Annotated in this window: 14 protein-coding genes; 1 reads left to right on the top strand and 13 read right to left on the bottom strand. The window is 58.7% G+C overall.

All coding sequences use genetic code 11. The annotated features are described in order from the left end of the window. Positions 1–85 precede the first annotated feature (85 nt). Entirely contained in the window at positions 86–595 is a 510-nt protein-coding gene (locus tag Q0863_RS17495; RefSeq protein ID WP_298581443.1) for a hypothetical protein, read from the bottom strand. Between the two features lie 42 nt (positions 596–637). Here Q0863_RS17495 and Q0863_RS17500 point away from each other — a divergent pair, with 42 nt between their 5' ends. Then, on the top strand, positions 638–1,729 hold the full coding sequence (locus tag Q0863_RS17500; protein ID WP_298581444.1) for an IS110 family transposase: 1,092 nt from the start codon (positions 638–640) through the stop codon (positions 1,727–1,729). A gap of 1,367 nt (positions 1,730–3,096) precedes the next feature. Here Q0863_RS17500 and Q0863_RS17505 read toward each other — a convergent pair. The 12 genes from Q0863_RS17505 to Q0863_RS17560 all read right to left on the bottom strand — a co-directional run bounded on the left by Q0863_RS17505 (position 3,097) and on the right by Q0863_RS17560 (position 13,984). After that, positions 3,097–3,732: a DUF6624 domain-containing protein gene (locus tag Q0863_RS17505; protein WP_298581445.1), complete on the bottom strand. Its 636-nt coding sequence runs from the start codon at positions 3,730–3,732 to the stop codon at positions 3,097–3,099. 366 nt (positions 3,733–4,098) lie between these two features. Further along, positions 4,099–4,497 carry a hypothetical protein gene (locus tag Q0863_RS17510; protein ID WP_298581446.1) on the bottom strand — a complete coding sequence of 133 codons (399 nt, stop codon included), beginning with the start codon at positions 4,495–4,497 and terminating at the stop codon, positions 4,099–4,101. Positions 4,498–4,747: 250 nt separating this feature from the next. Beyond that, positions 4,748–5,089 carry a hypothetical protein gene (locus Q0863_RS17515; RefSeq protein ID WP_298581447.1) on the bottom strand — a complete coding sequence of 114 codons (342 nt, stop codon included), beginning with the start codon at positions 5,087–5,089 and terminating at the stop codon, positions 4,748–4,750. A gap of 72 nt (positions 5,090–5,161) precedes the next feature. Next, positions 5,162–5,644 carry a hypothetical protein gene (locus tag Q0863_RS17520; RefSeq protein WP_298581448.1) on the bottom strand — a complete coding sequence of 161 codons (483 nt, stop codon included), beginning with the start codon at positions 5,642–5,644 and terminating at the stop codon, positions 5,162–5,164. A gap of 581 nt (positions 5,645–6,225) precedes the next feature. Further along, a complete protein-coding gene (locus Q0863_RS17525) occupies positions 6,226–6,603 on the bottom strand; it encodes a hypothetical protein (RefSeq protein WP_298581449.1) in 378 nt (125 codons plus the stop codon). Between the two features lie 605 nt (positions 6,604–7,208). After that, positions 7,209–7,628: a hypothetical protein gene (locus Q0863_RS17530; protein WP_298581450.1), complete on the bottom strand. Its 420-nt coding sequence runs from the start codon at positions 7,626–7,628 to the stop codon at positions 7,209–7,211. A 437-nt stretch (positions 7,629–8,065) separates the two neighbouring features. After that, positions 8,066–9,097 (bottom strand): restriction endonuclease, encoded by a 1,032-nt coding sequence (locus Q0863_RS17535; protein ID WP_298581452.1) that lies wholly within the window; start codon positions 9,095–9,097, stop codon positions 8,066–8,068. Positions 9,098–9,579: 482 nt separating this feature from the next. Then, a complete protein-coding gene (locus tag Q0863_RS17540; RefSeq protein WP_298581454.1) occupies positions 9,580–10,161 on the bottom strand; it encodes a hypothetical protein in 582 nt (193 codons plus the stop codon). Positions 10,162–10,806: 645 nt separating this feature from the next. Beyond that, positions 10,807–11,154 (bottom strand): hypothetical protein, encoded by a 348-nt coding sequence (locus tag Q0863_RS17545; RefSeq protein WP_298581456.1) that lies wholly within the window; start codon positions 11,152–11,154, stop codon positions 10,807–10,809. A 1,150-nt stretch (positions 11,155–12,304) separates the two neighbouring features. Next, positions 12,305–12,589, bottom strand: a complete 285-nt coding sequence (locus Q0863_RS17550; protein WP_298581458.1) for a hypothetical protein — start codon at positions 12,587–12,589, stop codon at positions 12,305–12,307. Between the two features lie 122 nt (positions 12,590–12,711). Further along, positions 12,712–13,083, bottom strand: a complete 372-nt coding sequence (locus tag Q0863_RS17555; RefSeq protein WP_298581460.1) for a hypothetical protein — start codon at positions 13,081–13,083, stop codon at positions 12,712–12,714. Positions 13,084–13,489: 406 nt separating this feature from the next. Next, a complete protein-coding gene (locus Q0863_RS17560) occupies positions 13,490–13,984 on the bottom strand; it encodes a hypothetical protein (protein WP_298581462.1) in 495 nt (164 codons plus the stop codon). Between the last annotated feature and the right edge of the window lie 29 nt (positions 13,985–14,013).

Below are 14,013 nucleotides of genomic sequence, written 5' to 3' on the forward strand. Positions count from 1 at the left end.
AACAGCAAACGCCTGAAGCTCAAGGCAAGAGCGTCATGCACTCGGGGTTGACGGGAAGCTCCTTACGGAATTGTTAGCGCAAGCTCTAGAAGTTGGTTGTCTGCTTGAGGTAACTGTCAAGGGTGTATGCAAATGCATAGTCTCTCAATTTTGAGGTTTGGTCGGCCACGTACTCGTCCACATTCAGTAAACCAGTCGAGTCATTCTCCTGCGCGGACTTTGCGGACGCCTCGGAGAATCGGCTCATCTCTGCAATGCAATGTGCGTAAGCGGCAGTTGCTATCTCTGTTGGTGTAGCCCGAGTCCCGGTTATCGCCTTTGCATAGCGAGTTGCATAGCTCGAATGACAGTCAAGGACGGCTTTGGCGTGTGGGTCGGTCCCAAAAAGCGGATCGGGTGCAGAGTCAGCGATGGCGGAGAGTGGTGTGACGAGAAGTGCTGTAACTGCCGCAAGATTGATCAATCGCATGAGTGCCTCCTGGCTGTTGATGGCGCTAACACCTGAGTTAAGCCGACCCGCGAAGCGGGCTCGGCTTGAACGAGTAAAAAGGAGACTTCCCGCTTCAGCGGCAAGCCGCTCGGCATCGAGTGCCATGATTGTGTTTCGACGAACAATCAGATGAAGGGGAAGTCTCCAATGGGCACTATAACCATGGGCGTGGACCTGGCAAAGCAGGTGTTCTCGGTGGCCGAACTCGATGGATCGGGCCGGGTCCGCCAGCGCCGGGACCTCAAGCGCGAAGCCTTCGCCGCCTGGCTGGGCCAGCAGCCGCCCGGCACCATCGTGGCGATGGAGGCCTGCAGCAGCGCCCACCACTGGGCGCGTCGCTGCCTCGAGCACGGGCTGGTGCCGCGGCTGATGGCGGCGCAGTTCGTCAAGCCGTTCCGCAAGTCGCAGGCCAACAAGAACGACCGCAACGACGCCGAGGCGATCGCCACGGCGGCGCGGCAGGGCAACATGCGATTCGTGGCGGTGAAGTCGGTGGAGCAGCAGGCGCGGTTGAGCTGGCACCGGGTGCGCGAAGGCTACAAGACCGAAGGCCTGGCCATCAGCAACCGCTTGCGCGGCCTGTTGGCCGAGTTCGGCGTGGTGGTGGCGCGCAGCGACCACGCACTGCGGCGGGCGCTGGGCGACGAAGCGGTGCGCGCGCGGTTGCCGGCCATGCTGCACGGGTTGCTCGACGATCTCCATGCGCACTGGCGGCAGGTGCGCGAACGGATTGCGGCCTGCGATGCCACCATCGCCGCACACGCCCGGGCCGATGTGCGCAGTCGCCGCGTCCAGCAGATCACCGGAGTCGGCCCACTGACAGCCGATGCGCTGGTGGCCACGATCGGCGACGGACGGGAGTTCGCCCAGGGTCGTCAGTTCTCGGCCTGGTTGGGGCTCACCCCCGTCCAGCACTCCAGCGGTGGCAGACAGCGCCTGGGCCAGATCAGCTGCCGCGGCGACAGCTACCTGCGGACCCTGCTGATCCAGGGCGCGAGAAGCAGCCTGCAGCGGGCCAAGGCCACCGCAGCGGACAAGGCCGGTCCCGAACAGATCTGGATCCGCGATCTCGCCAGCCGCCTGCCCTTCGGCAAGGTGCTGGTGGCGATCGCCAACAAACACGCGCGACAGCTGTGGGCGATGCTGGCGCGCGACGAGGACTATGACGCCGACGCCTGGCTGCGGCACCCGATGGTGCAGCGGCCGGCGAGCAGGAAGGAGCAGGCCGCGATCGCCTGACCGGGCGACGCGGCTCCACGATGTTCAACGCCAGAGCGAACAGGTAGCAAGCGGTCAGACCGTCCCGGAGAGAGCCTGACTAACAAGGTGGCGCCACCACATGACACGGCTGATCCCCGTGCATGGGCGAATCCGATGAATGAGAGAGGCCTTCGGGTGCGGTTTTTACCCTGGTCCGGATCGGCAACTCCGATCCAACAAGACCGATTACGGAAATGCAGTCTGGCAACGCTTCGATCACCAACACTCTGGCGAGTGGCAAGCAGCAAAGCGACAAACCGGAAACAGCAAACGCCTGAAGCTCAAGGCAAGAGCGTCATGCACTCGGGGTTGACGGGAAGCTCCTTACGGAATAGTTAGGCGCGATTGCGGCGCCTGGCTGTTCTGCTCTTTGCCGCGGGAGTTGGGCCCTTACCCAGCCACCACCGAGGTAGAAAGCGATCCGGCATGACCGAAAGATAGACAAGTAGCAGGCCCAAAACGAGCCAAAAGGCTCCGGCTACGACGGGCGCACCCTCGTCCCCAAATACCCAAACGAGAGCATCCCAGTAGCCTGCCGTCCGCAGACGTGCGCCTGCAGGCCAAAGGCTAAGGCCAAGGAATGCTTGTGCCGCGCCCTGCACAACAGCAACTCCACCAATGATTGCTCCGCCAACTTTCACGCTGCAGGGCCTCAGTTGAACGCCTAACACCTAAGTTAAGCCGAATTGCAGCGCGTAGCCGGACGCATGGCAAGCTGTATCTGCCATGTGCTTTGCGGAACGAAGCGGCTTCGGCTTGAACGCATTGTTAGGCCCCACTACGGCTGACACTCCGATCTAATGGAGCTGATAGTTGCAGACTCTACTGCCATCTGAAGCCAGCACGGGAAGTCGGACTGAGGAAGGTACTCCATGTACGTCCCGTCCTCTCGTACCGCCACTACCGGCTTGCCGTACCGCGCTTGGGCTACCGCGAACGGCTGACCCGGGCAGATACCTTGAGGCGTGCAGTAGTTGGCACTGGTGCTGAGAATCTCCGCGACTCGATTGTCCTCACCGAGCCACACGGTAAGCCCTCGAAACCGAAGCTCTACACGAAGGAGGTCGCCGGTCTCCTGACGCGCAACCGGTTGGCCAAGCAGGCCCGTGACCGAGGCCTCCGAATCTCCGAGCGACACGCCTGCAAGAGAGAGAGCGCTGTCGGGAACGACGGGCAGGTTGGAGTGTGGCAGCGTACCGCCAAGGACCAACACCAGGATTGCTGCGCTGATTGGCATGGGGCCTAACACCTAAGTTAAGCCGAGACGCGTAGTGGAGCAAAGCGCATGGCAAGCTGTACCTGCCATGTGCTTTGCGGAACGAAGCGGCTTCGGCTTGAACGCATTGTTAGGGGGCATCCGAGCAGTCCTGCGGCGAGAAAAGAACGCCAGTAGGCCACTCCAAGGCCGCACCACCATTGGAATTGGAGGTCTGGAGCGCCCAGCAGTAGAACGGGGCTAGGCCAATCTCCTTACGCCGCGCATCCAAGTGGCCGGGATTGACGATGTCATAGAAGCGGATCACGCTCCCTGGGCCCCGCGCGAACTGCATGCCGTATACCTGCGGCTGGTCATTAAGCCTGCGATTGCGGTCCACTAAGACTGCCAAGTCTCGGGCGCTAGCTTCGTCGGAAAGAACAGCCCACTTGAGCTGCTGAGAGGCGAGCACCTGGTATTGCGGATCCATGTCAGCGTGTTGGGTCAGTCGCCATGCCGCTTTCGCTGCTTGCTCTCCGACCTCAGACCTTTTGGGCCAGCCGCAGGTAGCAAGGACCGAACGCATGTATGCCGTGTTCTCGCGATCAATCCGCAAGACGTTCTCCAGCGCGTCTTTTGACTCAGGATTGGCCATAAGTTGCGCGCGGCCCTCTTGATCCAGTTCGTTGCGCTGGAGCAACTCATGCCGCAGTGAGTCGGACGCGCAGTCTTGGGCTAGCGAAATTGCAGGCCAAAAAATCAGTGCTGACAGAAGAAAGCGAACCATCTTTATGCCCCCTAACGCTTGAATTAAGCCGCGCCACGAAGTGGCGTCGGCTTGAATGAATGGTTAGGCCTGCGAGCGACGCTGCATCACTGACGTCGCGCGGCCGATAACGTACAGAACGATACCGCCGATGAAGCTCCCGTAGGCCACCCTAAATAGCATGTCGCCGCGAGCAATCGGGGCAGGCTGGAGGAAGAGCCAAGCCCCCAAGATGAGGCTGATGGCAAGCAGTCCGAGTCCTACCAAGAGGTAGATGTTTGTAACGCCAAATCGAGCCATTGAATCTCTCCGTCCTTGGGTCCTGACACGCGGGCCTAACACCTGAGTTAAGCCGCGCCGCGAAGCGGCGTCGGCTTGGACGAATTGTTAGCTGCTTTTCCGCTGCTGCCGGAATGTCCATTTTGGACTGCCGCCAAACGGCTCTACTAGCTCGGAAACGCGCTTGCTGAGCGTATTGAATTCTTCAGGGCTTACGGTTCCGAACTTGCGGGCACGGACCAACTGCCTCTGTAGCTCCAGCTCCTCGCCGGATTGCTCGAAGGCAACGTTGATGTGCAAGCTGAAACCATTCCGATCAAGGTACTCGGAGAGCTTCTCGATGGACGTGTGCTCACTCGGCACCTCAATCTCGATTTCCAACTCGACAGGCTTATCGAAGTCTACGGGGATCTGCGTGCCCGGAGCATCTGCGGTGCTACTGGCTTGCGCATGCACTTGCAGAGATGCAACTGCCAGAAGTGCAAGGAAAAGGAACTTCATGTTCATCGCTGTCTCCAAAAGCAGCTAACACCTGAGTTAAGCCGCGCCACGAAGTGGCGTCGGCTTGGACGAATTGTTAGGTGCTAGCTACGTTTCACTAGCCGCCGCACCGACTCCCAACCCCGACGCCAAAGCGATGCCTCCCACGCCATGAGCCGAGCAGCCCACTCCGGCATGCCGGCGTCCTTGGCTGCCGCAAGAGCATCGTTAGAACCGGCCTTGGAGAACGCTGCCCGATAGATGGCCACGACCAGCTTTAGCTCGATGACGAGCAGGACAGCCAGCCCGATGTACCGGGCGAAGCCAACCGTGCTGATAAGGTCGTGGTGTTGGTCCGGACGATATGGCCGGCCACCCAGATGCCGAGGCAGCTAAGAGCGGTAGCTTTGAGCAGCGTAGTCCAGCCGCGTTTCCTGTAGCACCACCAATAGAGTGCCGGCAGCAAGATTGCCAGGTCAAAAAGGATGGCGGCCTCGAGTAGCTCGGGATCTGACCAGGAGTCGACGATCGCCAAGGCCAAGTCACCTCCAGCCACCAGAACGGCGACCGGAAGGAACCAGTGCGCCTTGAGCGCGATTTTGCTTTTCTCCACGATCATTGGGCGGTGCCTCCTAGCACCTAACACTTGAATTAAGCCGAGCCGCGAAGCGGCTTCGGCTTGAATGAATTGTTAGGTTGCGTCCCGTAAGGCTGCAACCAGCAAATTGTTGCAGCCAGCTTCACGCTCTGCCAAATCCACAAAGTTGTTCATGTTGTGCAGCCAAAGCGGGAGCGTAATTGACTGTGGCAGATGATCTGACCATATGAACAGATAAGAAAGTCCGTAACGTCGCACTAGCTGTACAGCATTTATGTCAGACCAGGGCACGATGTGGTAGCGGCCGCGGCGATCGTAGCAACGCAAACCCCCATCAACAATCTCCACGGGGAACAGGAAAGTCATGCAATAAAAGGCTATGCCACCTAAGACGCCGAGTGTTGGTGCAATGAGGGCCAGAACGTACATGTCCGCGTAGTTGGGAAATCGGTCTGCGCGCAGCTGACCAATTACGGCAGCGATAAGGAGCGCGGCAGTACCCCAAAGCGTCAGCTTCAGAAGCAGCCTAATCAGCGGACGCATATCAGATCTGAAAGTAGCGAGTGCAACTGTCATCAGTAACCTAACACCTAAGTTAAGCCGCGCCGCAGCGGGGCGTGAAGCACATGGCAAGCTTTTCCTGCCATGTGGTTTGCGCCCCGATGCGGTGTCGGCTTGAACGCATTGTTAGGCCCCGCGCCCGATGCCACGCGGATCTGGACTGGCGATGACAGCAACTTTCCGGTGAAGTAGCCACCACCACGCAAGAATGCGCAAGGTCGTTGATACCTGTCAAAAACGTGGACAGGAACGCGGCCAACTATTGCCACAACGTCACCCTCTGTTTCGAACTTGAAACCTGCGGCGGGCTCTCCCCCGATATATGGCTCCGCAGGGTAGGCATTTGATTCGTTAGCGCACTCACCGACGACTACGGAGAAATAGTGCTGCCTGAGTTTGATCTTCTTGGCGTCGGTAGCCCGAACGTTGATCTGAACTATCTCCTCGTCATCGACTCTGTGAGAGTGAGCGGATATAGGATCAGGCCGCACTGTACAACCTATGAGCACGAGCGCTACGACCGCCAGAGAACAGACCACTAAAGCTCTCGTGGCAATGGAAGATGTTCGGGAAGCCATAAGGGCCTAACACCAGAATTAAGCCGTGCCGCGAAGCGGCATCGGCTTGAATGACTTGTTAGGCGCTGGGCCAACCTGTGCCCCGTCAATGCCGAGCGACATTGGCGGCATGATATGGCGAAACAGAAGCTGGCCCAGCGGCCCAATCAGCAGTACTTCGCTGATCGCTCCTTCCCCGAGCGGATCCGACTCCACGACTTGAGCCACGTGAAACGGCAACAGCCCAGCCGCGCCCGCAAAGGGACTCATTGAGTAAGTTCTGCCGTTTCTGACCCATTGCAGTGCTCCCTGATCGCACTTCTCCAAAGAGAGGCCAAGCGATGGATACTTGTCCGGGTCGAGGTACACCTCACACGGAGCCAGCTTGACCAAGTTTCCGTCGGCAAGCTCAAGCACGGCTGCGCTCGTGGCAAGTGGCGTGGTGTTTCCGTCAATCCAAGCGGGATGCACTGGCTCGCACATGGGAGTCAGCACCTGCCGTACTACCGCGTTGACGAGCGACGAAGCGTCCATAAGCGCCTAACACCTGAGTTAAGCCGCGCCGCGAAGCGGCGTCGGCTTGGACGAATTGTTAGGCGCTTGAGCCGTGATCTTGCGCCAGCAGCTTTTCCAGCATTGGCCGAGTGTACGCCGCCTCGGGATCTAGCTCAGCCGGGTCCGAGGCGCTTTTCCACTCACCCGCATCAAATGCCAGATAGATCTCGTTGCACGGTTCGGGCAAGTACGCTGTGCCGGTCTGAAGGAGTAAGGCCACAGCCAGTTCATGGCGGTGTCCGCGACTTCAAAGGTGAGCTCCTCGGCCATGTAGCTCTTGGCGATGAGCACTGCCAGTTCGTTGCACATGCGCTCGACCGACCAGCCACGTGCGGCCCGCTCCTCCTCGAGAGCTGGTTCTCGCAGCGTGCCGGGCGTTTCGAATAGCGAGAGCAAGGAATGTTTCACCAAGCGCCTAACACTTGAGTTAAGCCGCGCCACGAAGTGGCGTCGGCTTGAACGAATGGTTAGGCCTGCGCACGAGTCATCTCCTCCAGCTCTTTGATGATCTCAGCAGGCCGCACGCCTGACGCAAGAGAAAGGGCGTATTCCTCCCCGGAGTGCAGCTCTAGGTGAAGGGCGCCGGGCAAGGCGGTTCGTGAGATCTGGAACGATGCAATGGCTTTCCAGGGAATCAGCAGTATTTCGTCTGCCTTGGTTACGACGATGCCTCGGGGGCCGGAATCGACCTTCCTCGGACTTAGATACCACACTAGATAAAGGACAACAGACATCGCGGCCGCAAATGCCGAGGCTTCTACGAGACGACCGGCAAGGTCTTGAAGCGAGACCCTCCCTGCTAAGGCATACACGATCAATAGTGCTGCAAAGATGCCGTACCAGATCAGAAAGCTGCGCAGCATGCGGCGCCAGAAATCTGGCGACATACCTTGCTGCTGGATGGACTGTCTCCAAGGCTCGCGCCACTTCATAGCAGGCCTAACACTTGAGTTAAGCCGAACCGCGAAGCGGTTTCGGCTTGAACGAATAGTTATACGCCCGGGATACCGACGAAGCCAAGCGACGCCGACCTGCCTGGACGAACCGGGAGGCGAGAGACAGCCACCGCGAGCCGGCACGAGTGATTGGCGTGGAGGCCGGAGACGAGAACGGCAAGTAGCGGTCACGTGCCGAAGCAACCGCGCACCGGAGCCAGCGTGCGGCCGTTGCCAGGAAGCTCCCCGAAGCGGCGCTCGCTGATGCCAAAGAAGCAAACGACCGCGGTGCCTGCCGAAGCGAACCGTAGAGATGTTGCTTGGCCACGTATAACACCTGAATTAAGCCGACCCGCGAAGCGGGTTCGGCTTGAATGAATTGTTATGCCCTAACGCGGAAGTGAGAGCAGGAAGTTGTCTGCAAGGTCGAACAACAAATCCGTGGGGTCCTCTCCCTTCTCTTTCATATGCAGCATTTCACAAACCCTGTCGTCATCTAGGATGAGCATGAGCTTTCCGCTCTCTCTCATCGCACCTTGCGCGAGCGCAATTGCATTCTTGTCAGCGCCGCCTCTCGAAAGAATGATCGCTACCCGACGCAATCCCCTCTCGAGCAAGTACTTCTCCGTAGTTAATACTTGGCCTTGCTTGATCTTTCCCGTGTAGTTCTTAAACTCGAAAAGCACATAGCGGCTGTTGAGATGGTCAATGAGGAAAGACCAGAAATCAGTTCCTGGAATGATCCGACAGACATAGTCGAATCGATTTAGGCCGTCGTCTGTTCTTTTCTGCGTGTGCCAACCATGCAGATCGTTAGGGAAGAGGTACCTGAGTATCCGGTCGCATAGCCGTTCATAGCTGGCCCAAGTGGCCTTGCCGCGCTTGAGGCCTCGCAGTTCTTGGCAAAGTTCAGTTCCGCTTGTATCTTGCGGCGGCGGTGGAGCCACTGGTTGAACCTGTGTGGCAAGCGCGCTTTCAATGGTTCGACCGCTGCCAGTATCAGGATTTTGATGGTCCTCCAGCAGTGCATTAAGCTCGTCCGCAAGATTTGGAGCGCTTGCCGCCCAGCTCAAGAGATCTAGTCGGTCGATGAAGACAAGGCCGAATTTTCTGCCGAGACTCTCCCGCAGCTCTGTGGATAGGTTGCATGCAACAACGAGCATGCCCCCGTATGGTTGCTCAATACGTGCTATGTGGACGAGTAACCGAGCGGCTGCCGATTCGATTAGAGAAACCTGAGGGCGTGCCGTTCTGTAGTACTTCACCTCCACCAGCATGGTCGTATTGCCAATAGTGGCAACTATATCCGCCTTCTCACCACGAGCAGCAAGCAACTCATGTTGTAGCTGAAAGCCATTTGCCTCAAGGAGTCGCGCCACAATCTGCTCGAAGCGCGAGTAATCTCTCGATAGATCAGCCACGCTGCCTCCTTAGGGCATAACGCCTGAATTAAGCCGCGCCGCGAAGCGGCGTCGGCTTGAATGAATGGTTAGGCATCACCCGCGGTGCCACGCTACTTGGAACGCAACGCTATGACGGCCAGCAGCAAGGCGGCCAGAAGGACCACAGTAGGCAGATGCCGGCCAACTGCCACCATAGACTCGACGCCAGCGAGCCACTCCTGTGACCAAACGCCACCGGTGCTCTGGTGATACGCCAACGCCGCACGCGGAGACGGCCGCAGCAACGTGTACCCAAGTGCCACGGCCGCGAGTGAAAGGACGGCCGCAATGCGCAGACGGCGACTGGCCGGAACGAGGATCGCCGCGACAGCCAATGCCGCTGCAGAGCCGAGGATGAAGACGTCAAGGGTTGCGAGTGGCCACATGTGGTGCCTAACACCTGAATTAAGCCGCGCCGCGAAGCGGCGTCGGCTTGAATGAATTGTTAGGCAAGGCTCGCGTCATACCGTCAGGCGCCCCCTGAGGAACTTGCTAGCGGCACCCTTGAGTTCGCTTCTGTCAAAGAGCTTGCCTTGAAATTGGAAATCTTGATCAATCCGGACAATTAGCAATTGTTCAAAGTCGCCTTGACTCTTGACTATCACACGATCGTTTGATTTCTCGGGTGAAATGGTTTTTACCTCAACGAGCTTGCCGTTGATTGTGCCGTCAGATCCAGCCGTGTGAGTGCCGTGACGGCGAAGCCCGAACTTGATCTCAGCGTAGATCTCTCCGAGATCACCCCAGACTTGCAAGTATCTGCCTGTGTTCTCGAAGTGCCGTGTAGCGCACTCCACTAGGTCTTGAAAGATTTCTGTTTGCTCTAGGATGCTGTAGGGAAAGCCGTCTCTGCTCTCAAACGGCTCGCATGGCTCTATGGAGTAAACGTCATCTTCTGGCGTGTCTTTGAGTTGGGAATCAACCCAATCCCGATCAACGTACTTCCACTGCCAAGGTGCTACGCCACACCCGGCAGCATCAGCGATTTCTTCGGCGCTGTAGCCGCGCTCATTCATCTCGTAAAGAAAATCCCAGTCGCCCATAATCTTTCCGCCTTGCCTAACACCAGAGTTAAGCCGAGACGCGTAGTGGAGCGAAGCACATGGCAAGCTCTACCTGCCATGTGGTTTGCGTAACGAAGCGGCTTCGGCTTGAACGACTTGTTAGGCCGCGGCCACTACGGCTCATCAGCTACCTCCTGGAAGTCTTGCACGCCAATGGGAACAAAGCGGCGCTCGCCTGATGGGGCAACGCTTATAGTGTCGGTAAATATGCCACTGATGGAGCGCCATGTGAGGTGGGGCGCCTGAGTCGTCAGTGCGCGCAGGAAAAGGGCCACGCTTTGGTCTGCCGAGTCTGATGGAGAGCCCAATCGTAGCCCCGAGTTTGGGCATGCTGGATCTGACAGCGTGACGCCGTGATGTAAGTCTGTGGAAGCCACGGCCTGGAAGGAAATAGCAGAGCCAGGCAGATCAGCAAGCGACCCAAGCTGACAAAGGGTCGTAGTGCGTGCTACCGGCTCGCCGGCAAGTGCTGAAACCACTCCACTGGACACCACGAACGCGGCAGCAATGATTCCGGCGATCAGCGTCGTCCTGAGACATTTCATGAATTCACCGCGCCCCATGTGAGCGGCCTAACGCCTGAATTAAGCCGACCCGCGAAGCGGGTTCGGCTTGAATGAATTGTTAGGTGGCCAGCCGGAACAGAGACTCGTCCTGCGGCCAGCTACCCTCGTATGTGTACGACTCAAGGCAGGTAATGTAGCCGTCTTTGACCCAAAGAATGAGGCCTGCCCCCGCCGGGAGCTCTGGGTGCTCGGCGTGCCCCTTTGGCATGTCCTCAATCTTCCAGCGAGCTTCATCCAGCACTGGCGCAGAAGGGTCTACCAGGAGCTCTGTGTAAACACCAACGCCCGTGTAGTCGCGAGAAGCGCACGTAGTCATGGCCAGCTGAGCAAGAACAATCTCCCGTTGCGAATCGGCAAGCGCGATTGTCGCGATCGCCTCGCGCTCAAACTCGCTGAGTTGCTCCATGGCCACCTAACACTTGAGTTAAGCCGACCCGCGAAGCGGGGTCGGCTTGAACGAATTGTTAGGCGCGTGGCAGCAGACCTTCACTGCCAAGCGCCTCCATGACCGCGGGCAAAGTGTACTTTTGCCAGCTGATCGTACCTGGGGGATCGCCGTCATGCAGGAACTCCCCAGAGTCAAACGCCTCATAGATGGTCTCCGCAAATGGTGACTGCCCCCACACAGCCTCCGCCCCGGACAGTCGATTCATTGCAGTGTCGGCTTGGCGGTAAGAGAAGATTCCCTCCGCGAACTCAAGTGCCACGTACTTGGCGAAGTGGTAGCTAAACGCCTCTCGGCCGATCTGATGCTCCGTACAGAAGCGCTCTAGCCCATCGGGCCATAGCGGGTTTCCCGGCTCAGGCCTAGTGCACTCTTCTACGAGTCTTCGAAGGGCTTCTTCCACGCGCCTAACATCTGAGTTAAGCCGAACCGCGAAGCGGTTTCGGCTTGAACGAATAGTTATACGCCCGGGGTACCGACGAAGCCAAGCGACGCCGACCTGCCTGGACGAACCGGGAGGCGAGAGACAGCCACCGCGAGCCGGCACGAGTGATTGGCGTGGAGGCCGGAGACGAGAACGGCAAGTAGCGGTCACGTGCCGAAGCAACCGCGCACCGGAGCCAGCGTGCGGCCGTTGCCAGGAAGCTCCCCGAAGCGGCGCTCGCTGATGCCAAAGAAGCAAACGACCGCGGTGCCTGCCGAAGCGAACCGTAGAAATGTTGCTTGGCCACGTATAACACTTGAGTTAAGCCGAACCGCGAAGCGGTTTCGGCTTGAACGAATAGTTATACGCCCGGGATGCCGACGAAGCCAAGCGGCGCCGACCTACCTGGACGGACCGGGAGGGGAGAAACAGCCTCCGTGAGCCGCCACGAATGATTGGCGTGGCGGCCGGAGACCGGAACGGCAGGCTGCGGCCACATGCCGAAGCAGCCGCGCGCCGGAGCCAGCATGGAGCCGTTGCCAAGAAGTTCCCCGAAGCGGCGCTCGCCGATGCCAACGGAACGAACGACCGCGGTGCCTGCCGAAGCGAACCGTAGAGAAGTTGCTTGGCCACGTATAACGCCAGAATTAAGCCGTGCCGCGAAGCGGCATCGGCTTGAATGAATTGTTAGGCCTCACGAACACGGCATAGCCGCTCCTGTTGTTGGCCATCTATGCGGCCGAACACTTTAAAGTGCTCTGCGTCTACCTTGAACGCGACGAGGAAATCTTGTTCCGAGGTGATGCGGCCAGAGATCCAGTCAAAAGCAGCGCTCTCATGGTTGTCCCCGTCAAGCTCTGCCTCCAGCACAGCGATTTGTCTTGTTTGCGGGAGAACCAGGGTAGGCAGATAGTCCGAGAATCCGTCCTTACGGATGATGCTCTGAGTCATCTCAATAAAGTGGTCGATCACGAACTCTCCTTGTGAGGCCTAACACCCAAGTTAAGCCGCGCCGCAGCGGGGCGTGAAGCACATGGCATGCTGTACCTGCCATGTGGTTTGCGCCCCGATGCGGTGTCGGCTTGAACGCATTGTTAGGCGGCGCACCAGAACGCGATGCCGCCGATGGCGAAGAGTATCAGCCAAGACAAGTGTCTGCCCCGAGTAAGGACGAGTGGCAATAAGCCAGAGACAATGAAGGTGGCGCCCATGATATAGAGCGTCCCTGACGTATTAAGGTCGCCCCGACCTGCATGCACCAAGAGCGCAGCAAAGCCGACCCAAGCAACCGTGGTGATGTGCCAGGCAAAGCGCAGCGTTCGGGTCGTGAACTCCGAGCCGCCCAATAGCTTTGGCAGGTCATCGCGGCGAAACAGCCGGCGGAGAATGTACCGCTCACCAAGAAACGAGTGAGCCACTCCCAGAGCAACTGCCAGAACTGCTGCAAAGTAGAGAAGTCCTTCCATAGCCGCCTAACACCTGAGTTAAGCCGCGCCACGAAGTCGCGTCGGCTTGAACGAATAGTTAGGGCGCCGGCGATGAACGACCGGACCCTGTTGCCGGAACTGTACGACAAACCGCAGCGATTCGAAGCTTGCCCGGGTGACCTGCGGGAACGAAGCACCGGCGCGAAGTGCAGCCAGCCAGCGGCTTGCCCCTGGAACCGGCGGGAATGAACGTGCGGCGCGGAAAGCTGGAGCGCCAGGCTTGCGCGAGTGCGTTGGAGGAGCGCCAACCTGCACAGTCATAGATGCTCAACCCGAGCGGCCTAACACCTAAGTTAAGCCGAATTGCAGCGCGTAGCTGACAACGTGGCAAGCTCTTCCTGCCACGTTGTTGGCGTAGCGATGCAATTTCGGCTTGAACGCATTGTTAGGCCTCAGCTGCATACGTCGCTGGGCCCACGAAGTACGAACGATTGCGACGAACCAGAAACGCAAGTGCAACGTACACGAGAACTGCAAGCCCAACCGCAAGCCAAAGAGCGGAAGGCTTGAAGATCATGTCCATGGCCTCTTGCCGCACCGGCAAGCCACGAAGCTCACGGCCGATCTCGTAAGCTTCGCGCACGCCGTGAATGTCCCGGACAGCCAGTAGTGTTGAGACCAGGTTCTGAGCAATGCCGGCCGCCAAGGCGCCAAGCAGAACTCCATACCCAACTGGCTGAGGCCGAAAGAGATAAAAGACCGCGGCTGCGTTGAATAGGAACACGACACCAGCTAGGGCGAAGTAGGCCCAAGTGGAACCGATACTTGCGAAGATGTGATAGTCAGCGGTGGTCGCGAAGCGAGCAAGGCCATCGAGGTCTTTGCCTGTGGCCCACAGGAACCACACGATTAGCAGAATGATTGAACGCGGTCGTCGCACGGAACCTCCCCCTGAGGCCTAACACCTGA

Origin of the sequence: uncultured Luteimonas sp. (assembly GCF_947492465.1) — a bacterium.
Taxonomy (GTDB): domain Bacteria; phylum Pseudomonadota; class Gammaproteobacteria; order Xanthomonadales; family Xanthomonadaceae; genus Luteimonas.